Source organism: Pseudomonas sp. TE4620 (assembly GCF_056279045.1).
Genome location: NZ_JBWBQO010000001.1, coordinates 4086636 through 4109574, shown reverse-complemented (window position 1 = coordinate 4109574; position 22939 = coordinate 4086636). Strand labels below are relative to the sequence as shown.

The 22939-nt window shown below is 62.9% G+C and carries 23 protein-coding genes and 1 other RNA gene; 19 read left to right on the top strand and 5 right to left on the bottom strand.

Going from position 1 to position 22939, the window contains the following annotated elements:
* The first annotated feature begins 190 nt into the window (after positions 1 to 190).
* The 5 genes from petA (at position 191) to ACZ9A3_RS18960 (ending at position 3956) form a co-directional block, all read left to right on the top strand.
* On the top strand, positions 191 to 784 hold the full coding sequence (gene petA, locus ACZ9A3_RS18980; RefSeq protein ID WP_010220763.1) for a ubiquinol-cytochrome c reductase iron-sulfur subunit: 594 nt from the start codon (positions 191 to 193) through the stop codon (positions 782 to 784).
* Positions 784 to 1995 carry a cytochrome b gene (locus tag ACZ9A3_RS18975; protein ID WP_045197292.1) on the top strand — a complete coding sequence of 404 codons (1212 nt, stop codon included), beginning with the start codon at positions 784 to 786 and terminating at the stop codon, positions 1993 to 1995. Before petA ends, ACZ9A3_RS18975 begins: the two co-directional genes overlap by 1 nt.
* A complete protein-coding gene (locus ACZ9A3_RS18970; RefSeq protein ID WP_010220765.1) occupies positions 1995 to 2774 on the top strand; it encodes a cytochrome c1 in 780 nt (259 codons plus the stop codon). Before ACZ9A3_RS18975 ends, ACZ9A3_RS18970 begins: the two co-directional genes overlap by 1 nt.
* A gap of 118 nt (positions 2775 to 2892) precedes the next feature.
* The gene (locus ACZ9A3_RS18965) at positions 2893 to 3510 is read left to right on the top strand and encodes a glutathione S-transferase N-terminal domain-containing protein (protein WP_010220766.1); all 618 of its coding nucleotides are present in this window, start codon (positions 2893 to 2895) and stop codon (positions 3508 to 3510) included.
* Positions 3511 to 3527: 17 nt separating this feature from the next.
* Entirely contained in the window at positions 3528 to 3956 is a 429-nt protein-coding gene (locus ACZ9A3_RS18960; RefSeq protein ID WP_045197293.1) for a ClpXP protease specificity-enhancing factor, read from the top strand.
* A gap of 50 nt (positions 3957 to 4006) precedes the next feature.
* Here ACZ9A3_RS18960 and ACZ9A3_RS18955 read toward each other — a convergent pair whose 3' ends face one another.
* From ACZ9A3_RS18955 to ACZ9A3_RS18935, 5 genes are all read right to left on the bottom strand, one after another.
* Positions 4007 to 4225 (bottom strand): YgdI/YgdR family lipoprotein, encoded by a 219-nt coding sequence (locus tag ACZ9A3_RS18955; protein WP_045197295.1) that lies wholly within the window; start codon positions 4223 to 4225, stop codon positions 4007 to 4009.
* Positions 4226 to 4279: 54 nt separating this feature from the next.
* On the bottom strand, positions 4280 to 4858 hold the full coding sequence (locus ACZ9A3_RS18950) for a BON domain-containing protein (protein WP_045197297.1): 579 nt from the start codon (positions 4856 to 4858) through the stop codon (positions 4280 to 4282).
* Positions 4855 to 5448: a phosphoheptose isomerase gene (locus tag ACZ9A3_RS18945; protein ID WP_026001179.1), complete on the bottom strand. Its 594-nt coding sequence runs from the start codon at positions 5446 to 5448 to the stop codon at positions 4855 to 4857. Before ACZ9A3_RS18945 ends, ACZ9A3_RS18950 begins: the two co-directional genes overlap by 4 nt.
* Before the next feature lie 134 nt (positions 5449 to 5582).
* Complete coding sequence (locus ACZ9A3_RS18940; RefSeq protein WP_045197304.1) at positions 5583 to 5954, bottom strand: YraN family protein; 372 nt, start codon at positions 5952 to 5954, stop codon at positions 5583 to 5585.
* Entirely contained in the window at positions 5954 to 7774 is a 1821-nt protein-coding gene (locus ACZ9A3_RS18935) for a penicillin-binding protein activator (RefSeq protein ID WP_093379809.1), read from the bottom strand. Before ACZ9A3_RS18935 ends, ACZ9A3_RS18940 begins: the two co-directional genes overlap by 1 nt.
* A gap of 186 nt (positions 7775 to 7960) precedes the next feature.
* On the opposite strand from ACZ9A3_RS18935, the gene rsmI reads away from it, so the two are divergent.
* The 14 genes from rsmI (at position 7961) to ACZ9A3_RS18865 (ending at position 22939) form a co-directional block, all read left to right on the top strand.
* Positions 7961 to 8836, top strand: coding sequence for a 16S rRNA (cytidine(1402)-2'-O)-methyltransferase (rsmI, locus tag ACZ9A3_RS18930; RefSeq protein WP_045197308.1), 876 nt, complete (start codon positions 7961 to 7963; stop codon positions 8834 to 8836).
* A gap of 67 nt (positions 8837 to 8903) precedes the next feature.
* An RNA gene (rnpB, locus tag ACZ9A3_RS18925) (RNase P RNA component class A) lies at positions 8904 to 9263 on the top strand.
* 309 nt (positions 9264 to 9572) lie between these two features.
* Positions 9573 to 10028, top strand: a complete 456-nt coding sequence (mraZ, locus tag ACZ9A3_RS18920) for a division/cell wall cluster transcriptional repressor MraZ (RefSeq protein WP_010220775.1) — start codon at positions 9573 to 9575, stop codon at positions 10026 to 10028.
* On the top strand, positions 10025 to 10972 hold the full coding sequence (rsmH, locus tag ACZ9A3_RS18915; RefSeq protein WP_371128635.1) for a 16S rRNA (cytosine(1402)-N(4))-methyltransferase RsmH: 948 nt from the start codon (positions 10025 to 10027) through the stop codon (positions 10970 to 10972). The genes mraZ and rsmH overlap by 4 nt, the downstream gene beginning before the upstream one ends.
* The gene (gene ftsL, locus ACZ9A3_RS18910; protein WP_045197313.1) at positions 10969 to 11262 is read left to right on the top strand and encodes a cell division protein FtsL; all 294 of its coding nucleotides are present in this window, start codon (positions 10969 to 10971) and stop codon (positions 11260 to 11262) included. The genes rsmH and ftsL overlap by 4 nt, the downstream gene beginning before the upstream one ends.
* Positions 11262 to 12995: a peptidoglycan D,D-transpeptidase FtsI family protein gene (locus ACZ9A3_RS18905; protein WP_176794319.1), complete on the top strand. Its 1734-nt coding sequence runs from the start codon at positions 11262 to 11264 to the stop codon at positions 12993 to 12995. Before ftsL ends, ACZ9A3_RS18905 begins: the two co-directional genes overlap by 1 nt.
* Entirely contained in the window at positions 12995 to 14458 is a 1464-nt protein-coding gene (locus tag ACZ9A3_RS18900; RefSeq protein WP_093379813.1) for a UDP-N-acetylmuramoyl-L-alanyl-D-glutamate--2,6-diaminopimelate ligase, read from the top strand. Before ACZ9A3_RS18905 ends, ACZ9A3_RS18900 begins: the two co-directional genes overlap by 1 nt.
* Positions 14451 to 15821, top strand: coding sequence for a UDP-N-acetylmuramoyl-tripeptide--D-alanyl-D-alanine ligase (locus ACZ9A3_RS18895; protein WP_258594791.1), 1371 nt, complete (start codon positions 14451 to 14453; stop codon positions 15819 to 15821). Before ACZ9A3_RS18900 ends, ACZ9A3_RS18895 begins: the two co-directional genes overlap by 8 nt.
* Positions 15821 to 16903 (top strand): phospho-N-acetylmuramoyl-pentapeptide-transferase, encoded by a 1083-nt coding sequence (mraY, locus tag ACZ9A3_RS18890; protein WP_036996790.1) that lies wholly within the window; start codon positions 15821 to 15823, stop codon positions 16901 to 16903. Before ACZ9A3_RS18895 ends, mraY begins: the two co-directional genes overlap by 1 nt.
* Before the next feature lie 6 nt (positions 16904 to 16909).
* Positions 16910 to 18256: a UDP-N-acetylmuramoyl-L-alanine--D-glutamate ligase gene (murD, locus tag ACZ9A3_RS18885; protein WP_045197331.1), complete on the top strand. Its 1347-nt coding sequence runs from the start codon at positions 16910 to 16912 to the stop codon at positions 18254 to 18256.
* The gene (gene ftsW / locus ACZ9A3_RS18880; RefSeq protein ID WP_045197333.1) at positions 18253 to 19467 is read left to right on the top strand and encodes a putative lipid II flippase FtsW; all 1215 of its coding nucleotides are present in this window, start codon (positions 18253 to 18255) and stop codon (positions 19465 to 19467) included. The genes murD and ftsW overlap by 4 nt, the downstream gene beginning before the upstream one ends.
* Positions 19457 to 20536, top strand: coding sequence for an undecaprenyldiphospho-muramoylpentapeptide beta-N-acetylglucosaminyltransferase (gene murG, locus ACZ9A3_RS18875; protein WP_093379822.1), 1080 nt, complete (start codon positions 19457 to 19459; stop codon positions 20534 to 20536). The genes ftsW and murG overlap by 11 nt, the downstream gene beginning before the upstream one ends.
* Positions 20529 to 21983: a UDP-N-acetylmuramate--L-alanine ligase gene (gene murC, locus ACZ9A3_RS18870; RefSeq protein WP_045197336.1), complete on the top strand. Its 1455-nt coding sequence runs from the start codon at positions 20529 to 20531 to the stop codon at positions 21981 to 21983. The genes murG and murC overlap by 8 nt, the downstream gene beginning before the upstream one ends.
* Positions 21980 to 22939, top strand: coding sequence for a D-alanine--D-alanine ligase (locus ACZ9A3_RS18865; RefSeq protein ID WP_258594788.1), 960 nt, complete (start codon positions 21980 to 21982; stop codon positions 22937 to 22939). Before murC ends, ACZ9A3_RS18865 begins: the two co-directional genes overlap by 4 nt.

Sequence of the window (22939 nt, the reverse complement as noted above, 5' to 3'; positions counted from 1 at the left end):
TGTTGTTTACTGTGACAACTTGCCGCATAGACGCAAGTCAAGAGTTACAAGGGATAGCGGGGTGGCACAAGGCTAATCACCTTGTCAGAGAAGGGTCTTTTCATTACCATGCGGCAAATTTTTAGCAGTTCAGAAATTACTTAGTAGATGCCTGTTGCAACAGGCCATAAAGCTGATGGGAGAGGACTGAATGAGCAATGACGGCGTCAATGCAGGCCGGCGTCGCTTCCTCGTAGCAGCCACGTCCGTGGTGGGTGCTGCAGGAGCGGTGGGGGCTGCGGTCCCGTTCGTAGGGTCATGGTTCCCCAGTGCCAAGGCGAAAGCCGCGGGTGCACCGGTGAAGGTCAATATCGCCAAGGTAGAGCCTGGTCAGCAGATGATTGCTGAGTGGCGCGGCCAACCGGTGTTCATCGTCCGTCGTACCGAGGAGATCCTCGGTAACCTCAAGAAGATCACCGGCGACCTCTCCGACCCAGAGTCCAAGGCTTCGGTTCAACCCACTTACGTCGATCCGTCGAACCGCTCGATCAAGCCGGAAATCCTCGTGCTGGTCGGCCTGTGCACCCACCTGGGCTGCTCGCCGACCTTCCGTCCGGAAGTGGCACCTGTCGACCTGGGTCCGAAGTGGGTCGGTGGCTACTTCTGCCCGTGCCACGGCTCCCACTACGACCTGGCTGGCCGCGTCTACAAATCCCAGCCGGCGCCGCTCAATCTGCCAGTGCCGCCGCACTCTTATGAGTCGGACGACATCATTGTCGTCGGCGTCGATCAGGAGAACGCGTGATGAGTAAGTTCATGGATTGGGTTGACGCCCGCTTCCCCGCGACCAAGATGTGGGAAGACCATCTCAGCAAGTATTACGCACCGAAGAACTTCAACTTCTTCTATTTCTTCGGCTCCCTGGCCCTGCTGGTCCTGGTCAACCAGATCGTCACCGGCGTGTGGCTGACCATGAGCTTCACCCCTTCGGCCGAAGAGGCGTTCGCCTCGGTCGAATACATCATGCGTGACGTCGAATACGGCTGGATCCTGCGCTACCTGCACTCCACCGGCGCCTCGGCGTTCTTCATCGTCGTCTACCTGCACATGTTCCGCGGCCTGCTGTACGGCTCGTACCAGAAGCCTCGCGAACTGGTCTGGGTGTTCGGCATGCTGATCTACCTGGCGCTGATGGCCGAAGCGTTCATGGGCTACCTGCTGCCATGGGGCCAGATGTCCTACTGGGGTGCCCAGGTGATCATCTCGCTGTTCGGCGCCATTCCGGTGATCGGCGATGACCTGACCCAGTGGATCCGCGGTGACTACCTGATCTCCGGCATCACCCTGAACCGCTTCTTCGCCCTGCACGTGGTGGCCCTGCCGATCGTCATTCTCGGCCTGGTGGTGCTGCATATCCTGGCGCTGCACGAAGTCGGTTCGAACAACCCTGACGGTGTTGACATCAAGAAGCACAAGGACGAGAACGGCGTGCCGCTGGACGGTATCGCGTTCCACCCTTACTACACCGTGAAGGATATCGTCGGCGTCGTCGTGTTCCTCTTCGTGTTCTGCGCCATCGTGTTTTTCTTCCCGGAAATGGGCGGTTACTTCCTGGAAAAACCGAACTTCGAACAGGCCAACGCCTTCAAGACCCCTGAGCACATTGCCCCGGTCTGGTACTTCACTCCGTTCTACGCGATCTTGCGCGCCGTTCCGGACAAGCTGCTCGGTGTAATTGCCATGGGCGCCGCGATCGCCGTGCTGTTCGTCCTGCCGTGGCTGGATCGCAGCCCGGTCAAGTCCATGCGCTACAAGGGCTGGATGAGCAAGGTCTGGCTGCTGGTGTTCTGCATCTCGTTCGTGATCCTCGGTGTGCTCGGCGTTCTGGCGCCTACCCCGGGCCGTACGCTGCTGTCGCAGGTATGCACCTTCCTGTATTTCGCCTACTTCCTTCTGATGCCGTTCTACACCCGGCTCGAGAAGACCAAACCGGTTCCGGAAAGGGTGACTGGCTGATGAAAAAGCTATTTGCAGTATTGATTCTGGCAGTGATGCCCGCGTTCACCTTCGCCGCCGAACACGGCCTGGAGCTGGACAAGGTCGATATCGACCTGACCGACAAGGCCGCCATGCAGGACGGCGCACGCACCTTCGCCAACTATTGCATGGGTTGCCATAGCGCCAAGTTCCAGCGTTACGAGCGCGTGGCTGACGACCTGGGCATTCCTCACGAGCTGATGCTCGAGAAGCTGGTGTTCACCGGCGCCAAGATTGGCGACCACATGAAGATCGGCATGAAGCCTGAAGATGCCAAGACCTGGTTCGGTGCTGCGCCGCCTGACCTGACCCTGGTTGCCCGGGTCCGTGGTACCGACTGGCTGTACAGCTACCTGCGTAGTTTCTATGAGGACAAGTCGCGTCCGTACGGGGTGAACAACAAGGTTTTCCCCAACGTCGGCATGCCTAACGTGCTGGTTGGCCTGCAGGGCAACCAGGTGATTGGCTGCAAGCAAGTGCAGACCGTGGTCGATGGCAAGAAGCAATACGACCCGCTGACCGGCTCGCCTTTGACTCATGAAGCATGCGACCAGCTGACCGTGGAGCCGAAATCCGGTACCCTGACGCCAGAGCAGTTCGACGAGAAGGTCAAGAACCTGGTGACCTTCCTGGCCTACTCGGCTAACCCGGTCAAACTGGAAAGCCAGCGCATCGGTACCTATGTGCTGCTGTATCTGGCCTTCTTCTTCGTATTCGCTTATCTGCTCAAGCGCGAATACTGGAAGGACGTGCACTGATCACGCAGTAGTTTCTGGTAGTTGAACGCGCCCTGGGGCGCCTCTGGAATCACAGGGGCGCTCGCAGGGCGCGTTTGCATTTGCAGCATTTATAAATTCATACGCGAGGAGGACCACTATGGGCGTGACCAACCGGTTAGCCTGCTACTCCGACCCCGCTGACCATTATTCTCATCGGGTGCGCATCGTTCTCGCCGAGAAGGGTGTCAGTGTCGAGATCATCAACGTCGATCCTGGTCGCCTTCCGCCCAAGCTGGTTGAAGTGAACCCCTATGGCAGCGTGCCAACCCTGGTCGATCGCGACCTGGCGTTGTACGAGTCGACCGTGGTGATGGAATACCTCGATGAACGTTACCCGCACCCGCCATTGTTGCCGGTGTATCCGGTGGCGCGGGCCAACAGTCGCCTGCTGATCCACCGTATCCAGCGCGACTGGTGTGCGCTGGTCGACCTGATACTCGACCCGCGCAGCAAGGAGCCGGCACGGGTACAGGCGCGCAAGGAGCTGCGCGAGAGCCTGACCGGAGTGTCGCCGTTGTTTGCAGACAAGCCTTGTTTCTTGAGTGAGGAGCAAAGTCTGGTCGATTGTTGTCTATTGCCCATACTCTGGCGTTTGCCGGTGTTGGGTATCGAACTGCCGCGGCCGGCCAAGCCGTTGCTCGACTACATGGAGCGACAGTTTGCCCGCGAAGCCTTCCAGGCAAGCCTGTCCGCTGCTGAACGTGAAATGCGCTAGGTTTTAAGGAGCTGTCGATGAACTCCAGTCGCCCCTATTTGGTACGTGCACTCTATGAGTGGATCGTGGACAACGACTGCACACCGCATATGCTGGTCAACGCCGAATACCCGGCCGTCCAGGTACCCCAGAGCTTCGCCAGTGACGGCCAGATCGTCCTCAACATCTCACCCAGTGCCGTACGTCACCTGCACATGGATAACGAGGCTGTGAGCTTCGAGGGCCGCTTTGGCGGCGTTGCTCACACCCTGTTCGTGCCTGCCGGTGCCATCCTCGGTATTTATGCCCGGGAAAACGGCCAGGGTATGGTCTTCGAACTCGAGCCGCCGCTGCTCGATGATGAAGATGAAGAAGACGACAGCGTCGAGCCGGATGACGACGGTCCGCCTGCCGGCGGCCAGCCGCCGCGGCCAAGCGGGCGTCCGAGCTTGAAGGTGGTCAAGTAACAAAAAAGGCGATCCGCATGGATCGCCTTTTTTGTGTCTGCCGGCCTGGATTACAGGTCGGTGATGGTGCGGACCTGGTCCTTGTTGACCTTGATCACCTTGCCATCGAGCTGCTTGAACTCGTAGAAGCCGGCTGCGCGGTCGTAGTGCGGCGCGTCGACTGCCTGGAATTCGCGGCCGTCGTTGAGGGTGATCTGGGTTGGGGTGGAGCAGCCGGCCAGGGTGGCGAAGGCGCCAATCAGCAAGGTTGGCAGCAGGCCGTTTTTCATGGGGACTTCCTAAGGATGGTTGGATCGCGGGGCGCTTGCCCCGCGATGGGTTTATCAGTCGATGTATTCGAACAGCTTGACGATCTTCTGCACGCCCGACACGCCCTGCACCAGGTTGGTGGCGCGCGAGGCTTCCTGCTGGGTCAGCAGGCCGAGCATGTAGACGATGCCGTTTTCGGTGATGACCTTGATGCGCGAACCGGGAATGTTGCTGTCGGTGAGCATCTGGGTCTTGATCTTGGTGGTCAGCCAGGCGTCGTTGTTGCGCGCCAGGATCGAGGAGGGCGGCAGCACCTGCAGCTCGTTATGCACCTTTTTCACCCGCTGGACCTGGCCGGCAGCCTGTTCGGCCAGGCCCTTGAGGTCGGCGCGCGGGGTTTGCCCGGCGAGCAGGACGATGCCGTTGAAGCTGCTGACGACAATGTGCGAGTTCTTGTCCAGGTCAGGGCTGGCCTTGGCGACGTTCACCGCGACTTTGGTTTCGATCAGCGAGTCATCGATCTTGCTGCCGAAGGTGCGGGTGCCGCGGTCGTCCTCGATCGGCTTGTCGCGGGTGGCGGTGAGCACCGAGCTGCAACCGGTGAGGCTCAGGCACAGGGTCAGGGCCATCAGGCCGAGGCGGTTAGGGGTCATTCTTCACTCCCGAACAGTTGGCTGTCGATCAGGTCGCAGAGGCAGTGGATCGCCAGCAGGTGGACTTCCTGGATACGTGCGGTGACGTTGGCCGGTACGCGGATCTCGACGTCTTCAGGCAGCAGCAGCGAGGCCATGCCGCCGCCATCGCGCCCGGTCAGAGCTACGACAATCATTTCGCGATCATGTGCGGCCTGGATCGCCTGAATAATGTTCGCCGAGTTACCGCTGGTCGAAATCGCCAGCAGCACATCGCCGGGCTGGCCCAGGGCGCGGATCTGCTTGGAGAATATTTCGTTGTAGCTGTAGTCGTTGGCGATCGAGGTGATGGTCGAGCTGTCGGTGGTCAGGGCGATGGCCGGCAGGCTCGGGCGCTCACGCTCGAAGCGGTTGAGCAGTTCGGAAGAAAAGTGCTGGGCATCGCCGGCCGAGCCGCCGTTGCCGCAGGCAAGCATCTTGCCCTCGTTGAGCAGCGCATTGACCATGACCTGACTGGCTTGCTCGATGTGTGGTGCAAGGACTTCCATCGCCTGTTGCTTGGTGTTGATGCTGGCCTGAAAAAGCTGGCGAATTCGGGATTGCATGTCCATCAGTGTGACCTTAAGTAGGGCGGCTGGCCGGGCGCGTCGGGAGTATACAAAAAAGGTCCCGGCACATGACTGTGCAGCCCGTGAAGCAAAGAGCAAAAAAGTTGTAGGGGTAATGGCGCAGGGCAGTGGCGGGTTCAGCACTCGAAGGCATTTTTCAGCCAGTCCAGCGGTGGGCCCGAATGGCCTCTGCCTTGCAAGGCGATGACATCGAAACGGCAGGGGTGGTTGGCCCAGCGTGTTTCCTTTTGCAGAAAAGACTCGGCGGCTAGCACCAGTTTGTCCTGCTTGCGCCCGTCGATACTGGCGAGCGCACCGCCAAAATCCGCGTGCAGCCGGTAGCGGACTTCGACGAATACTACTGTATCGCTGTCGAGCATGACCAGATCAAGCTCGCCGCGTTTGCATCGCCAGTTCTGCGCCAGCAGCCGCAGGCCTTGCCCTTGAAGGTATTCAAGGGCTTGCCGTTCGGCGGCCTGGCCGGCCTGTTGGCGCGAACTGTCGGGCATCAGCGTGGGGTGTCGGGCAGGCGTTTGATTTGGCCGCCGGTGAACTCGGCCCACGGCAGTTGCCGCTCGATGCGCTGGTTCTCGTTCATGCTCAGGCTGCCGGACAGGCCGTCAATGCGGTTTTCCGGCAGCGCGCGCAGCTGGCCCAGGCGTGGTGCCAGGCTGAAGGCGTCGATGCCCATGGCGTACAGGCGGCCGAGGCTGCCGGCCGCTTGTGGCCACTGACGTTCTACCTGCTGGCGCAACGGGTTGCCGCTGTCGAGCAGCCATGGAGTATCGCAAAAGCGCACGCCGGTGAGGTCGCGGTACTGGTTGACGTCGCCGCTGGCGCTGTAAACGTGCGAGGTGGCATACACCGGTACGTCGCCAGCGTACTGGAAGTTCAGGGTCGGCTTGATCTGCTGGCCTTGCTGCGGGGTGGCGGCAAGGAAGATGAAGTCGATGTCCTGGCGGCGCGATGGCTGGGCCGATACGGCGCCGCCGACGGTGCTTTGCAGGCTCTTGGCGCGGCCTTCGCTCTGGCGCAGCTGGAACAGCTCGGCGATCTGCTGGGCCAGGGCTACCGGCTGGTCGATGTGCTGGGCGGCCAGCAGGCTGCCACCGTTGGCTTCCCAGTCCTGGCGGAAGGCCTTGAGCACGCGGTCGCCCCATTCGCCTTTCGGCACCAGGGCGACGGCGCGCACCATGCCGTCGGCGCGGGCGCGGCGCGACACTTCACGGGCTTCGTCTTCGGCGGCGAGGCCGAACTGATACAGCTGCTCCGGGCCTTTCTGGCCGGCGTCGCTGTAGTTCAGGGCGAGGGTGGTGATCGGCAATTGCGGGTAGGCGGCGAGCTTTTTCACCAGCGGTTTTTCCAGCGGGCCAACCACCAGTTGCACGCCAGAGGCCTGGGCCTGGCGGTAGAAGTCGTCCAGCGAGGTCAGTCGCGAGCTGTCGAAGACTTCGATGGTCGGCGGCTTCTGGCCGGCTTGCTGGGCCTGGAAGTGCGCGGCCATGAAACCGTCACGCAGGGCGCGGGCAACGCCGGCCAGCTGGCCTTCCTGTGGCAGCAGCAGGGCGATTTTGGTCAGCGGCTGGCTGGTCAGCTCCATCAGCTTGATCAGCGACGGTGGCAGCTGGGCGGCGGCCGGGTGATCGGCGTGCTGGGCGCGCCAGGCGTCGATGGCGGCTTGTTGCTGCTCGACGGTGCCGGCGCCTTTTACCGCCAGGGCCAGGCTGGCCCAGCCGGCCATGGTGTCGGTGCCGCTGCTGAGGTTATTGAGCTGATCGCGCGGGGTGGCGGCCACCAGGTTCCAGATCGCGTCGTTGTTGGCGTTGGCAGCATCGCCCTTGAGCAGCGGCGTCAGTTGCGCGCGCTCCTGGGCGGCGGCCAGTGGCTGGCCGTTGGCTTCCAGCACTGCGGCATGCACGCTGCGGGTACGGATCTGTTGATCTTCCGGCAGCTCGTTGAGGCGCGCCAGGCTTGGGTGGCTCAAGGCGGTCAGGGCCATTTTCGGCTGGTTGCGGCTCATGGCCAGTTCTGCCGCCAGGGTGCTGGCGAAGATCTGCTGGGCCGGTTTGAGCTGCTCCAGCGGCACCTGCTCGAGGATGCGCGCGGCGCGGGCATTGTCCTTTTGCTTGTAGGCCAGGTCGGCGGCGCTCAGGCGCAACAGTGCAGCTTGCTCCGGCGTCTTGCTGGTGGTGGCCTGTTCAAGCAGTTGCTCGATGCTGGCATCCGGTGTGCGCGGCAGTTCGCCGAGGCTCGACGAGGGCGAGCTGGCGCAGGCTGCCAGCAGGGCGGCGAGGCAAAGGGCTGTGAACAGCCGCAGGCAAGCGATCATGTAAGGGTCCTGTTACTCGATCAAATTAACTGGCAATTGTACCCAAGCGCTGGCCGGGGCGCGATCTTGCTGGCGTTAATCCTTCAATATAGGTGCTGGAACGCCGCTTTGCGGCAATCCTGATTGCCCAATGTTGCCGACTCTCGGGCTACAATGGCGCTTTGATCATGACGACAGGTGTGTGCAGTGACTGATGTTCCAGGGGCTTCCCAATCCACTTCGGGCACGCTTTATGTGGTGGCCACGCCGATCGGCAACCTGGATGACATGAGTGCCCGGGCACTGAAAATACTCGGTGATGTGGCGCTGATCGCCGCCGAAGACACCCGTCACTCCATTCGTCTGATGCAACACTTTGGTATCAACACGCCGCTGGCGGCCTGCCACGAGCACAACGAGCGTGATGAGGGCAGTCGTTTTATCACCCGTTTGCTGGCGGGCGACAATGTCGCGCTGATTTCCGACGCCGGTACGCCGCTGATTTCCGATCCTGGCTATCACTTGGTACGCCAGGCCCGCGCCGCCGGCATCGCCGTGGTGCCGGTGCCCGGTGCCTGCGCGCTGATCGCGGCGCTGTCGGCCGCTGGCCTGCCGTCGGACCGGTTCATCTTCGAAGGCTTCCTGCCAGCCAAGGCTGTAGGACGTCGCGCGCGCCTGAGTCAGGTAAAGGAAGAGCCGCGCACGTTGATCTTCTACGAAGCACCACACCGGATTCTCGAGTGCTTGCAGGACATGGAAGAGGTATTCGGTGGCGAGCGCCCGGCGTTGCTGGCCCGCGAGCTGACCAAAACCTTCGAGACCCTCAAGGGTTTGCCGCTGGCCGAGCTGCGCGCCTTCGTCGAGGCTGACAGCAATCAGCAGCGTGGCGAGTGTGTGGTGCTGGTGGCGGGCTATACCGCGCCGGAAGATGAGCAGGCGGTCAGCAGCGAGGCAATGCGTATTCTCGACCTGCTGCTGGCGGAAATGCCGCTCAAGCGCGCCGCTGCGCTGGCGGCGGAAATCACCGGGGTGCGCAAAAACCTGCTGTACCAGGCGGCACTGGAAAAACAGAAAGCCCACTGATGTTATAGTGCTATTATCAGTTTTATCGCTTGTTCTTGGCGCCCGCTACCGTTAACCTTTGCGGCGGAGAGTCGATTGGACAGTCGCTGCCTTCTATTGTTCCGCAATAGAGGGGGGAGGAAAGTCCGGGCTCCATAGGGCAGAGTGCCAGGTAATGCCTGGGGGGCGCGAGCCTACGGAAAGTGCCACAGAAAATAACCGCCTAAGCACTTCGGTGCCGGTAAGGGTGAAAAGGTGCGGTAAGAGCGCACCGCATGACTGGCAACAGTTCATGGCTAGGTAAACCCCACTCGGAGCAAGACCAAATAGGGTTCCATATGGCGCGGCCCGCGTTGGAACCGGGTAGGTTGCTAAAGGCGTCCAGTGATGGCCGTCGTAGAGGAATGACTGTCCTCGACAGAACCCGGCTTACAGATCGACTCTCCACCTCTTCCCCTCCTGCTTGAATCGATAGCAGATGCGTGCTGGTAATACCGAAAAAATCTTACTCTTAATAAATTACTTTAACTTCGCTCTCTATCCGTCTGAGTGGGTTTGAGTTTTTTCGTCAAAATCCCTTCCGAATTGTCCTTCTATCTTCTCTGTGCGCGCTAAATCTCCGATCTGTAAGGGATTTCCTTATAAGCGTGCCTTGACGGTGTGGTAGGCGGATTCCTATAGTGTGCGCAAGTGGCAGAAAGTGGCATGAAGTGGGTTTTCTGACACAAAAACGCTAACATTGTGGGGAATCGCAGCCGTGTTCCGCGGAGCCAACGCCATCAACCTCGACGCAAAGGGCCGTCTCGCAATGCCGAGCCGGTACCGTGACGAGCTCGATTCGCGTAGTTCCGGGCAGTTGATCGTGACCATCGATGCGGTTGATCCCTGTTTATGTGTGTACCCGCTCGATGAGTGGGAGCTGATTGAAGCCAAGTTGCGCGCCTTGCCGTCATTGCGTGAAGAGAACCGCCGCCTGCAGCGTTTGCTGATCGGCAATGCGGTGGATCTTGAGCTTGATGGCAGTGGGCGTTTCCTGGTGCCGCCGCGTTTGCGCGAGTACGCCAAGCTCGACAAGAAGGCAATGCTGGTGGGGCAACTGAACAAATTTCAGCTGTGGGACGAGGATGCCTGGAACGCGGTTTCGGCAGCCGACCTCGCAGCTATCCAACAACCGGGCGCCATGCCTGATGAACTGCGTGATTTGATCCTGTGACTATAGATAGCGGCTTTAACCACATCACCGTACTGCTTGACGAAGCCGTCGAGGCTCTCGCCGTACGCGCCGATGGCTGCTATCTGGATGGCACCTTCGGGCGCGGCGGGCATAGCCGGTTAGTCCTCAGCAAGCTCGGGCCGCAGGGCCGGCTGCTGGGTTTTGACAAGGACCCACAAGCGATTGCCACCGGGCAAGCGCTGGCGGCCGAAGACGGCCGCTTTGTCATTGTGCAGCGCAGTTTTGCCGAGCTGGGCGCCGAAGTTGCCGAGCGCGGCCTGGCCGGCAAGGTCAGCGGCATCCTGCTCGACCTGGGCGTCTCGTCGCCACAGCTGGACGACCCTGAGCGCGGCTTCAGCTTCCTCAACGACGGCCCGCTGGACATGCGCATGGACCCGACTCGCGGCGTCAGCGCTGCAGAGTTCATCGCCACTGCGCCGGAAGAAGAAATCGCCCGGGTGTTCAAGGAATACGGCGAAGAGCGCTTTGCCAAGCGCATGGCCCGTGCCGTGGTGCTGCGCCGTGAAGAAACTCCGTTTACCCGCACCGCCGACCTTGCCGAAGTGCTCAAGGTTGCCAACCCGGCCTGGGAAAAGGGCAAGAACCCGGCAACCCGTGCCTTCCAGGGCCTGCGCATCCACGTCAACAACGAACTCGGTGACCTTGAGGCCGGCCTTGAGGCTGCGCTCGAAGCGCTGGAAGTCGGCGGGCGCCTGGTGGTGATCAGCTTCCATTCGCTGGAAGACCGCATCGTCAAACTGTTCATGCGCAAGCTGGTCAAGGGTGAGGCCGACAACCTGCCGCGCAACCTGCCGGTCCAGCACAAGCACTTCGAGCCGAAGATCAAGGTCCACGGCAAGGCCCAGTTCGCTTCCGAAGCCGAGCTCAAGGCCAACCCACGTTCGCGTAGCGCGGTCATGCGCGTCGCCGAGAAACTGCGGTGAGCCGTTTGTTCGCCAAGCCTTTGCCAGGCGGAAGCTTCCTGATGCTTCTGCTGTTCATTGGCGTGCTCGTTTCTTCGGTGGCGGTGTCCTACAGCGCGCACTGGAACCGTCAGTTGCTCAACACCCTGTACGGCGAACTCAGCGAGCGCGACAAGGCCCAGGCCGAGTGGGGCCGACTGATTCTCGAGCAGAGCACCTGGACGGCCCACAGCCGTATCGAGAACCTTGCCAGCGAACAGCTGAAAATGCGTATTCCGGCCGCTGACGAAGTACGGATGGTGGCGCCATGATGAAACTTGAAGGCGCACTCTACCCATGGCGGTTCCGCGTGGTCATCGCCCTGCTGGCACTGATGGTCGGCGCGATTGCCTGGCGCATCATCGACCTGCAGGTGGTCGACCGTGACTTCCTCAAGGGCCAGGGCGATGCCCGCAGCCTGCGACATATTCCTATTCCTGCGCACCGCGGGCTGATCACCGACCGTAATGGCGAGCCGCTGGCCGTCAGTACCCCGGTGACCACCCTGTGGGCCAACCCGAAAGAAATGCAGGCTGCCAAGGACCGCTGGCCGGCCCTGGCTGCCGCGCTCAAGCAGAACCCGCAGCAACTGGCAGCGCGCCTGGAACAGCAGGCCAGCAAGGAGTTCATCTACCTGGTCCGCGGCCTGACCCCGGAGCAGGGCCAGGTGGTGCTCGATCTTAAAGTCCCCGGTGTCTATGGCATCGAGGAATTCCGTCGTTTCTACCCGGCCGGCGATGTCGCCGCGCACATGGTCGGCTTTACCGACCTCGACGACCATGGCCGCGAAGGCGTGGAGCTGGCCTACGATGAATGGCTGGCCGGCGTGCCCGGCAAGCGACAGGTGATCAAGGACCGGCGCGGCCGGCTGATCAAGGACATCCAGGTAACCAAAAACGCCAAGGCCGGAAAGACCTTGGCGTTGTCGATCGACCTGCGCCTGCAATACCTGGCCACCCGCGAGTTGCGCAACGCCATTGCCGAACAGGAAGCCAAGGCCGGCAGCCTGGTGATCCTCGACGTCAAGACCGGCGAAGTGCTGGCCATGGTCAACCAGCCGACCTACAACCCCAACAACCGTCGCAGCATGTTCCCGGCGGCCATGCGTAACCGGGCGATCATCGACGTGTTCGAGCCAGGTTCGACGGTCAAGCCGCTGTCCATGAGCGCGGCCCTGCAGAGCGGGCGCTGGAAGCCGACCGACAAGGTCGAGGTCTACCCGGGCACCCTGCAACTGGGCCGCTACACCATTCGCGACGTATCGCGCAGCGAAGGGCCGATCCTTGACCTGACCGGCATCCTGATCAACTCCAGTAACGTCGGCATGAGCAAGATCGCCTTCGATATCGGTGGCGAATCGATCTACCGGGTCATGTCCCAGCTGGGGCTTGGCCAGTACACCGGCCTGGGCTTCCCGGGCGAGCGCGTCGGCAACCTGCCCAACCACCGCGAGTGGCGCAAGGCCGAGACCGCGACCCTGTCCTACGGCTACGGCCTGTCGGTGACCGCGCTGCAACTGGTGCATGCCTACGCGGCGCTGGCCAACGACGGCAAGATGGTGCCGCTGAGCATCCTCAAGGTCGACAAGGCGCCGGAGTCTACCCAGGTCGTGCCCAAGGAAGTCGCCGAGACCATCCAGGGCATGGTCCAGCAGGTTATCGAGGCGCCGCGCGGGGTGTTCCGCGCCCAGGTGCCGTTCTACCACGTGGGTGGCAAGTCGGGCACCGCGCGTAAAGCCACTATCGGTTCCAAGGGTTACACCGAGAATTCGTACCGTTCGCTGTTCGCCGGCTTCGGGCCGATGAGCGACCCGCGCTATGCCGTGGTCGTGGTCATCGATGAGCCGAGCAAGGGCGGCTACTTCGGTGGCCTGGTATCGGCGCCGGTGTTCAGCAAAGTCATGTCCGGCACCCTGCGCCTGATGAACATTCCGCCGGACAACCTGCCGCCGGCAACACCTACGCAGCAAGTCAACGCTGCACCGGTCAAGGGAGGACGCGGTTGATGACAATGCCATTGAGCAAGCTTTTTACCCAGGCCAGCCGCGATCCGTCGATCCGCGAACTGACCCTGGACAGCCGCAACGTGCGCCCGGGCGACCTGTTCCTGGCGGTGCCGGGTACGCGCATGGATGGCCGTGAACACATTGCCGACGCGCTCAAGCGCGGTGCGGCGGCGGTCGCCTATGAAGCCGAAGGCGCTACCGTGCTGCCGATCGCCGAGGTGCCGTTGATCCCGGTCAAGGGCCTGGCCGCGCAACTGTCGGACATCGCCGGGCGTTTCTACGGCGAGCCGAGCCGCCTGCTCGACCTGGTCGGCGTCACCGGCACCAACGGCAAGACCAGCGTCACCCAGCTGGTAGCCCAGGCGCTGGACCAGCTCGGCCAGCACTGTGGCCTGATCGGCACCCTCGGGACCGGTTTCTATGGCGCCCTGCAAAGCGGTCGCCTGACCACGCCGGACCCGATCGCCGTGCAGGCAACCCTGAGTGACCTGAAAAAGGCCGGGGCCAAGGCCGTGGCCATGGAAGTCTCTTCCCATGCCCTGGACCAGGGCCGGGTCGCGGCTCTGGCATTCGATATTGCGGTGATGACCAACCTGTCCCGTGATCACCTCGACTACCACGGCAGCATGCAGGCTTACGAAGACGCCAAGGCGCGCCTGTTCGCCTGGCCGAACCTGCGTTGCCGGGTGGTCAACCTCGATGACGATTTTGGCCGGCGCCTGGCAGCCGGGCAGGGCGAGTCGCGCCTGATCAGCTACAGCCTCAAGGATCCGGCCGCGTCGCTGTACTGCCGCGAAGCGCATTTCGATGATGATGGCGTGCGCGCCGTGATCGTCACCGCCCAGGGTGAGCACGCGCTGCGCAGCCGCCTGCTCGGGCGCTTCAACCTGAGCAACATGCTCGCGGCGGTCGGCACCTTGCTGGCGCTGGATTTCCCGCTGGACGAAATTCTCAAGGTTACCCCGGCGCTGGAAGGCCCGGTCGGGCGCATGCAGCGCCTGGGCGGCGGCAGCAAGCCGCTGGTGGTGGTCGATTACGCGCATACCCCCGATGCCCTGGAGCAGGTGCTGCAAGCGTTGCGCCCGCACGCCAAGGGCCAGTTGCTGTGCCTGTTCGGTTGCGGCGGCGATCGCGATCGCGGCAAGCGGCCGCTGATGGCCGAAGTTGCCGAGCGCCTGGCTGACCGCGTGCTGGTTACCGACGACAACCCGCGCACTGAAGACCCGCAGCAGATCTTCGCCGACATCCGCCCGGGTTTTGCCCAGGCCGATGCGGTCGAATTCGTTGCCGGCCGCGGTGCCGCCATCGCTCAGCTGATTGCCAGCGCCGGCGTTGACGATGTCATCGTCCTGGCCGGCAAGGGGCATGAGGATTATCAGGAAATCAACGGCGAGCGCCACGACTTCTCCGACCTGGTTGAAGCCGAGAAGGCCCTGGCCGTGTGGGAGGCTGCCCATGCTTAAGCCATTGTCCCTCAGCCAGCTGGCGGCGCCGCTCAACGGCCGCCTGCACGGTCAGGATGCAACCTTCAATGGCGTCAGCATCGACAGCCGTGCCATCACCACCGGGCAGCTTTTCGTTGCCCTGGCCGGGCCGCGTTTTGACGGCCACGATTACTTGAACGACGTTGCTGGCAAAGGCGCGGTCGCCGCCCTGGTGCAGCGCGAAGTGCCGGGCAGCAGCCTGGCGCAGTTGGTGGTTGCCGATACCCGCCTGGCCCTGGGCCAGCTCGGCGCGTTGAACCGCGCCGCTTTCGACAAGCCGGTCGCCGCCATTACCGGCTCCAGCGGCAAGACCACGGTCAAGGAGATGCTTGCCAGCATCCTGCGCACCCGTGGCCCGGTGCTGGCCACCCGTGGCAACCTCAACAACGATTTTGGCGCACCGCTGACCCTGCTCGAACTGGCTCCGGAACACACCGCGGCGGTGATCGAGCTGGGCGCCTCGCGCATCGGCGAAATTGCCTACACCGTCGGCCTGACCAAGCCACAGGTCGCGTTGATCAACAATGCCGGAACTGCTCATGTCGGCGAGTTCGGCGGGCCAGAGAAGATTGTCGAAGCCAAGGGCGAGATCCTCGAAGGTCTGGGTCAGGATGGCGTGGCCGTATTGAACCTTGATGACAAGGCCTTCGCCATCTGGAAAAAGCGCGCGGGCAATCGCCCACTGCTGACCTTCGCCCTGAACAACGCCGACGCCGATTTCCACGCTGCCAACATCGCCCACGACCCGCGCGGTTGCCCGTCGTTCGACCTGCACAGCCCGCTGGGCGTGGCGCGGGTCCAGCTCAACCTGCTGGGCACCCACAACGTGGCCAACGCACTGGCGGCCGCCGCTGCCGCGCATGCCTTTGGTCTGACCCTGGACGGTATCGTCCAGGGCCTCAATGCCGTGCAACCGGTCAAGGGCCGCACTGTGGTGCAGATGACGGCCAACGGTGTGCGGGTGATTGATGACACTTACAACGCAAACCCCACCTCGATGTGCGCTGCCGTTGATATACTCGCCGGCTTTTCCGGCCGCACCGTCCTGGTGCTCGGGGATATCGGCGAATTGGGCCAGTGGGCTGAGGAAGGGCATCGGCAGGTAGGCGAGTACGCCAAAGACAAGGTTTCGGCACTCTATGCGGTGGGCACCAACATGGCCCACGCGGTAGCTGCGTTCGGCACCAATGCCCGACATTTCGCTAATCAAGCTGACCTGATCGACGCCGTTCGCGCCGCCGAACAGGCCACCAACACCACTATTTTGATCAAGGGTTCGCGCAGCGCTGCGATGGAGAACGTCGTGGCGGCTTTGTGCGGTTCCAGCGGGGAGAAACATTAATGCTGCTGCTGCTGGCTGAGTATCTGCAACAGTTCTACAAAGGCTTCGCGGTCTTTCAGTACCTGTCCCTGCGCGGGATTCTGGGTGTACTGACCGCGTTGTCGCTGGCCCTGTGGCTGGGCCCATGGATGATTCGTACCCTGCAGATTCGCCAGATCGGTCAAGCCGTTCGTAACGACGGCCCGCAATCGCACCTGTCCAAATCCGGCACCCCGACCATGGGTGGCGCACTGATCCTGTCGGCCATCGGCATCAGCACCCTGCTGTGGGCCGACCTGACCAACCGTTATGTCTGGGTGGTGCTGATCGTCACCCTGCTGTTCGGCGCTATCGGCTGGGTCGATGACTACCGCAAGGTGATCGAGAAGAACTCGCGCGGCCTGCCGAGTCGCTGGAAGTATTTCTGGCAGTCGGTGTTCGGCCTGGGCGCGGCGATCTTCCTTTACATGACCGCGCCGACCAGCGTCGAAACCACCCTGATCGTGCCGATGCTCAAGGATGTCACCATCCCGTTGGGTATCGGTTTCGTCGTCCTGACCTACTTCGTCATCGTTGGCTCCAGCAACGCGGTGAACCTCACCGACGGCCTCGATGGCCTGGCGATCATGCCAACAGTCATGGTCGGCGGCGCCCTGGGCATCTTCTGCTACCTGTCGGGTAACGTGAAATTCGCTGAATACCTGCTGATCCCTTATGTACCGGGCGCAGGCGAACTGATCGTGTTCTGTGGCGCGCTGATCGGTGCCGGCCTGGGCTTTTTGTGGTTCAACACCTATCCGGCCCAGGTGTTCATGGGCGACGTCGGTGCCCTGGCACTGGGCGCCGCACTGGGCACGATCGCGGTGATCGTGCGCCAGGAAATCGTCCTGTTCATCATGGGCGGTGTGTTCGTCATGGAGACCCTGTCGGTGGTGATTCAGGTGGCCTCCTTCAAGTTGACCGGCAAGCGCGTGTTCCGCATGGCGCCGATCCACCACCACTTTGAACTCAAGGGTTGGCCCGAGCCTCGGGTGATCGTCCGCTTCTGGATCATCACCGTGATTCTGGTGCTGATCGGCCTTGCCACCCTGAAACTGAGGTAGAAACGCGTGTCCTTGATCGCTTCTGACCACTTCCGCATCGTTGTCGGCCTCGGCAAGAGCGGCATGTCCCTGGTTCGCTTCCTGGCGAACCGGGGCATTGCCTTTGCGGTTGCCGACACCCGTGACAACCCGCCGGAACTGGACACCCTGCGCCGTGATTTCCCGCAGGTGGAAGTGCGCTGTGGCGAGCTGGACGTCGAGTTTCTCTGCCGCGCCGACGAGCTGTATGTCAGCCCCGGCCTGGCCCTTGCCACCCCGGCCCTGCAACAGGCCGCTGCCCGCGGCGTGAAGCTGTCGGGCGATATCGAACTGTTCGCCCGCAACGCCAAGGCGCCGATCATTGCCATCAGCGGCTCCAACGCCAAAAGCACCGTCACCACCCTGGTTGGCGAAATGGCCGCCGCGGCAGGCAAACGTGTGGCGGTCGGCGGCAACCTCGGTACCCCGGCGCTGGATTTGCTCAGCGACGACGTCGAGCTGTACGTGATGGAGCTGTCGAGCTTTCAGTTGGAGACCACCGACCAGCTCAACGCCGAAGTGGCCACCGTGCTCAACGTCAGCGAAGACCACATGGACCGCTACAGCGGCCTGCCGGCCTATCATCTGGCCAAGCACCGGATCTTCCGTGGTGCGCGCCAGGTGGTGGTCAACCGCCAGGATGCCCTGAGCCGGCCTCTGTTGTCTGAAGGCCAACCGGTATGGACCTTTGGTCTGAACGCCCCCGACTTCAAAGCCTTCGGTCTGCGCGAAGAGAGCGGCGAGAAGTACCTGGCGTTCGAATTCCAGAATCTGATGCCGGTGCGCGAGCTGAAGATTCGCGGCGCCCACAACCAGTCCAACGCCCTGGCGGCCCTGGCCCTGGGCCATGCGGTCGGTTTGCCGATGGACGCCATGCTCTCCAGCCTGCGCACCTTCGCAGGCCTTGCCCACCGTTGCCAGTGGATCCGCGAGCGTAACGGCGTGAACTGGTATGACGACTCCAAGGCGACCAACGTCGGTGCCGCCCTGGCGGCGATCGAAGGCCTGGGCGCCGATATCGACGGCAAGCTGGTGCTGGTCGCCGGCGGCGATGGCAAAGGTGCCGACTTCAGCGCCCTGCGCGCACCGGTTGCAGCCAACTGCCGCGCCGTTGTGCTGCTTGGCCGCGATGCCGAGCGCCTGGCGCAAGCCCTGGGCGACGACGTGCCGCAGATCCGGGTGAACACCCTCGATGAAGCCGTGCAGCAATGCGCCGAACTGGCCCAGCCTGGCGATGCCGTGCTGTTGTCGCCGGCCTGCGCGAGCCTGGACATGTTCAAAAACTTCGAAGAGCGTGGGCGCCTGTTCGCCCAGGCCGCAGGAGGGCTGGCATGATCTTCGGCATCATCAAGCCTTATCCATCGCCGCTGATCAGCGGTCGCGGCATCGACCTCGATTTCGCCATGCTCGCCGGTTGCCTGGCGCTGCTCGGCCTCGGCCTGGTGATGATCACCTCGGCGTCCTCGGAAGTCGCCGCGGCGCAGTCGGGCAACCCGCTGTATCACATGTTTCGCCACCTGGTGTACGTGGCCATCGGCGTCTTTGCCTGCATCGTCACCATGATGGTGCCGATCGCCACCTGGCAGAAGATGGGCTTCACCATGCTGGTCGGCGCCTTCGGCCTGCTGGTGCTGGTACTGGTGCCGGGCATCGGCCGCGAAGTGAACGGCTCGATGCGCTGGATCGGCTTCAGCTTCTTCAACGTCCAGCCCTCGGAAATCGCCAAGGTCTTCGTGGTCATTTACCTGGCCGGTTACCTGGTGCGTCGCCAGCAGGAAGTGCGCGAAAGCTGGATGGGCTTCTTCAAGCCGTTCATCGTGCTGTTGCCAATGGCCGGCCTGCTGCTGATGGAGCCGGACTTCGGTGCCACGGTGGTCATGATGGGCGCGGCGGCAGCGATGCTGTTCCTTGGTGGCGTCGGTCTGTTCCGTTTCAGCTTGATGGTGGTGCTGGCGGTGGCGGCGGTGTTCATCCTGGTCCAGGCCCAGCCCTACCGGATGGCACGTTTGATTACCTTTACCGACCCCTGGTCGGATCAGTTCGGCTCCGGCTACCAGCTGACCCAGGCGCTGATCGCCTTCGGTCGCGGCGAGTGGCTGGGTGTCGGCCTGGGCAACAGCGTGCAGAAGCAGTTCTACCTGCCCGAAGCGCACACCGACTTCGTCTTCTCGGTGCTTGCCGAAGAACTGGGCGTGGTCGGCTCGCTGGTCACCGTGGCGCTGTTTGTGTTTGTCACTGTGCGCGCGCTGTACATCGGCCTGTGGGCTGAAAAAGCCAAGCAGTTCTTTGCCGCCTACATGGCTTTCGGCCTGGCCTTCCTGTGGATTGGTCAGTTCCTGATCAACATCGGCGTGAACGTCGGCCTGCTGCCGACCAAGGGTCTGACCCTGCCGTTCCTCAGTTACGGCGGTAGCTCGCTGGTGATCTGCTGCGCCTGCGTCGGCTTGCTGCTGCGGATCGAGTGGGAGAGCCGCACGCACCTGGGCAGTGAAGAACACGAATTCGATGAAAGCGATTTTGCCGAGGAGCCGAATCATGGCCGCTAACGGCAAGAACGTATTGATCATGGCCGGCGGCACCGGGGGCCACGTGTTCCCGGCGCTGGCCTGCGCCCGTGAGTTCCAGGCGCGCGGCTTCAGCGTGCACTGGCTGGGCACCCCTCGCGGTATCGAGAACGAGCTGGTGCCCCAGGCAGGCCTGCAATTGCACCTGATCCAGGTCACCGGCCTGCGCGGCAAGAGCAAGCTGTCGTTGCTCAAGGCGCCGTTCACCCTGGTCAAGGCGGTGCTGCAGGCGCGGCGGATCATTCGTCAGCTCAAGCCGGTGTGCGTGGTCGGCTTCGGTGGCTACGTGACCGGCCCCGGTGGCGTAGCCGCCAAGCTCTGCGGCGTGCCGGTGGTGATTCACGAGCAGAACGCCCGCGCCGGTACCGCCAATCGGCTGCTGGTGCCCTTGGCTGGCCGAGTCTGCGAAGCTTTCCCCGACACCTTCGCGGCGTCGGACAAACTGCGCACCACCGGAAACCCGGTGCGCAGCGAACTGTTCATGGAAACCCTGCGCGAGCCCCTGGGCGCGCGCAGGCCTCGCTTGCTGGTACTCGGCGGAAGCCTGGGTGCCGAACCGCTGAACAAGCTGCTGCCCCAGGCCCTGGCCCAGGTGCCTCAGGAGATTCGTCCCGAGGTGTTCCACCAGGCTGGCAAGCAGCACGACCAGATTACCGCCGAGCGTTATCGCCAGGCGGGTGTCGAGGCTCAGGTAGAGCCGTTCATCAAGGACATGGCCCATGCCTATGGCTGGGCTGATCTGGTGGTCTGCCGCGCGGGTGCGCTGACTGTCAGCGAGCTGGCTGCGGCCGGCTTGCCCTCGATGCTGGTGCCCTTGCCCCATGCCATCGACGACCACCAGACCCACAACGCCCATTATCTGGCCCGTGAAGGCGCTGCCTTCCTGATGCCACAAGCGACAACTGGCGCAGCGCAACTCGCTGAACGCCTGAACGAGGTGCTGATGCAACCGGAAAAACTCACCACCATGGCCGCCACTGCCCGGCGCCTGGCCAAGCCCGCTGCCACCCGCACCGTGGTCGATATCTGTCTGGAGGTGGCCCATGGTTGAGAATCAAAAAGCCATGCCACAACCGGAAATGCGCCGTATCCGTCGCATCCACTTCGTCGGTATCGGCGGCGTGGGCATGTGCGGTATTGCCGAAGTGCTGCTGAACCTGGGTTACCAGGTGTCGGGCTCCGACCTCAAGACCTCGCCGGTCACCGAGCGTCTGGAATCCTTCGGTGCGCAGATCTTCATCGGTCACCGTGCCGAGAACGCCGCCAGCGCCGATGTGCTGGTGGTCTCGAGCGCCATCAACACCGCCAACCCGGAAGTCGCCACCGCCCTTGAGCGGCGCATTCCGGTGGTGCCGCGGGCCGAGATGCTCGCCGAGCTGATGCGCTACCGCCACGGCATCGCCGTTGCCGGTACCCATGGCAAGACCACCACCACCAGCCTGCTGGCCTCGGTGTTCGCCGCCGGTGGCCTGGACCCGACCTTCGTCATCGGTGGCCGCCTCAATGCAGCCGGCACCAATGCCCAGCTCGGCACCAGCCGCTACCTGATCGCCGAAGCCGATGAAAGCGACGCCAGCTTCCTGCACCTGCAGCCGCTGGTGGCGGTGGTCACCAACATCGACGCCGACCATATGGCGACCTACGAAGGCGACTTCAACAAACTGAAGAAAACCTTCGTCGAGTTCCTCCACAACCTGCCGTTCTACGGGCTGGCGGTGATGTGCCTGGACGATCCGGTGGTGCGCGAGATCCTCCCGCAGGTCAAGCGGCCGGCGGTCACCTATGGCTTCAGCGAAGAAGCCGACGTGCGCGCGATCAATGTCCGCCAGTCGGGCATGCAGACCCACTTCACCGTGCTGCGCCGCGATCGCGAGCCGCTGGACGTGTCGGTCAACATGCCGGGCAATCACAACGTGCTCAACGCCCTGGCGACCATCGCCATTGCCACCGACGAGGGCATCAGCGATGAAGCCATTGTCCAGGGCCTTTCGGGGTTCCAGGGGGTAGGGCGGCGCTTCCAGGTCTACGGCGAACTGCCGGTAGAGGGCGGCAGCGTGATGCTGGTCGACGACTACGGCCACCACCCGACCGAAGTCGCGGCGGTGATCAAGGCCGTGCGCGGTGGCTGGCCTGAGCGGCGCCTGGTGATGGTTTACCAGCCGCACCGTTACAGCCGCACCCGCGACCTCTACGACGATTTCGTCCAGGTCCTGGCCGACGCCAACGTACTGTTGCTGATGGAAGTCTACCCGGCCGGCGAAGAGCCGATCCCCGGTGCCGACAGCCGTCAGCTGTGCCACAGCATCCGCCAGCGCGGCCAGCTCGACCCGATCTACATCGAGCGCGGCATCGAGCTGGCGCCGCTGGTCAAGCCGCTGCTGCGCGCTGGCGACATCCTGCTGTGCCAAGGTGCCGGTGACATCGGTGGCCTGGCCCCGCAATTACTCAAGAGTCCGTTGTTCGCTGGTGCTGTTGCCAGTCAGGGGAAGTCGAAATGACTGATAACGCATACGCCACTTTGCACTCGACCATCGACCCGAAAGCCTTCGGCCGCGTTGCCGTGCTGTACGGCGGCAAGAGCGCCGAGCGCGAGGTTTCGCTGAAGTCCGGCGCCGCAGTCATCCAGGCGCTGACCAGCGCCGGTGTCGATGTGGTCGCCATCGACGTCGGTGACGATCTGCTGCAGCGCCTGCTGAGCGAGAAGATCGACCGCGCCTTCATCATCCTCCACGGCCGTGGCGGTGAAGACGGCAGCATGCAGGGCTTGCTGGAGTGCCTGGGCATCCCCTATACCGGCAGCGGCATCCTCGCTTCGGCACTGGCCATGGACAAGCTGCGGACCAAGCAGGTGTGGCACAGCCTGGGGATTCCGACCCCTCGTCACGCCGTACTGAGCAGCGAAGCCGACTGTATTTCTGCAGGTGCGGAACTGGGCTTCCCTTTGATCGTCAAACCGGCCCATGAAGGTTCCAGTATCGGTATGGCGAAAGTGCAGGGTGTCGACGAATTGATCGCCGCCTGGAAGGACGCCGCTACCTACGATTCGCAAGTGTTGGTCGAACAATGGATTCATGGTCCGGAGTTCACCGTCGCGACCCTGCGTGGCCAGGTGTTGCCGCCGATTGCCCTGGGCACGCCGCACACCTTCTATGACTACGACGCCAAGTACATTGCCAACGATACCCAGTACCGCATCCCGTGCGGCCTGGACGCGGCCAAGGAACAAGAGCTGATCGACCTGACTGCCCGTGCCTGCGACGCCATCGGCATCGCCGGCTGGGGCCGCCTGGACGTGATGCAGGACGAGCAGGGGCGTTTCTGGCTGCTCGAGGTCAACACCGCACCAGGCATGACTGATCACAGCCTGGTCCCGATGGCGGCACGCGCGGCCGGCCTGGACTTCCAGCAGTTGGTGCTGGCGATCCTGGCGGCAAGCGTCGAGGCGCGAGGTTAA

Bases quoted from the DNA above. Each gene is read 5' to 3' on its own strand.
- petA (WP_010220763.1), top strand. From the start codon at position 191: ATGAGCAATGACGGCGTCAATGCAGGCCGGCGTCGCTTCCTCGTAGCA.
- ACZ9A3_RS18975 (WP_045197292.1), top strand. From the start codon at position 784: ATGAGTAAGTTCATGGATTGGGTTGACGCCCGCTTCCCCGCGACCAAG.
- ACZ9A3_RS18970 (WP_010220765.1), top strand. From the start codon at position 1,995: ATGAAAAAGCTATTTGCAGTATTGATTCTGGCAGTGATGCCCGCGTTC.
- ACZ9A3_RS18965 (WP_010220766.1), top strand. From the start codon at position 2,893: ATGGGCGTGACCAACCGGTTAGCCTGCTACTCCGACCCCGCTGACCAT.
- ACZ9A3_RS18960 (WP_045197293.1), top strand. From the start codon at position 3,528: ATGAACTCCAGTCGCCCCTATTTGGTACGTGCACTCTATGAGTGGATC.
- ACZ9A3_RS18955 (WP_045197295.1), bottom strand. From the start codon at position 4,225: ATGAAAAACGGCCTGCTGCCAACCTTGCTGATTGGCGCCTTCGCCACC.
- ACZ9A3_RS18950 (WP_045197297.1), bottom strand. From the start codon at position 4,858: ATGACCCCTAACCGCCTCGGCCTGATGGCCCTGACCCTGTGCCTGAGC.
- ACZ9A3_RS18945 (WP_026001179.1), bottom strand. From the start codon at position 5,448: ATGGACATGCAATCCCGAATTCGCCAGCTTTTTCAGGCCAGCATCAAC.
- ACZ9A3_RS18940 (WP_045197304.1), bottom strand. From the start codon at position 5,954: ATGCCCGACAGTTCGCGCCAACAGGCCGGCCAGGCCGCCGAACGGCAA.
- ACZ9A3_RS18935 (WP_093379809.1), bottom strand. From the start codon at position 7,774: ATGATCGCTTGCCTGCGGCTGTTCACAGCCCTTTGCCTCGCCGCCCTG.
- ACZ9A3_RS18905 (WP_176794319.1), top strand. From the start codon at position 11,262: ATGAAACTTGAAGGCGCACTCTACCCATGGCGGTTCCGCGTGGTCATC.
- ACZ9A3_RS18900 (WP_093379813.1), top strand. From the start codon at position 12,995: ATGACAATGCCATTGAGCAAGCTTTTTACCCAGGCCAGCCGCGATCCG.
- ACZ9A3_RS18895 (WP_258594791.1), top strand. From the start codon at position 14,451: ATGCTTAAGCCATTGTCCCTCAGCCAGCTGGCGGCGCCGCTCAACGGC.
- mraY (WP_036996790.1), top strand. From the start codon at position 15,821: ATGCTGCTGCTGCTGGCTGAGTATCTGCAACAGTTCTACAAAGGCTTC.
- ftsW (WP_045197333.1), top strand. From the start codon at position 18,253: ATGATCTTCGGCATCATCAAGCCTTATCCATCGCCGCTGATCAGCGGT.
- murG (WP_093379822.1), top strand. From the start codon at position 19,457: ATGGCCGCTAACGGCAAGAACGTATTGATCATGGCCGGCGGCACCGGG.
- murC (WP_045197336.1), top strand. From the start codon at position 20,529: ATGGTTGAGAATCAAAAAGCCATGCCACAACCGGAAATGCGCCGTATC.
- ACZ9A3_RS18865 (WP_258594788.1), top strand. From the start codon at position 21,980: ATGACTGATAACGCATACGCCACTTTGCACTCGACCATCGACCCGAAA.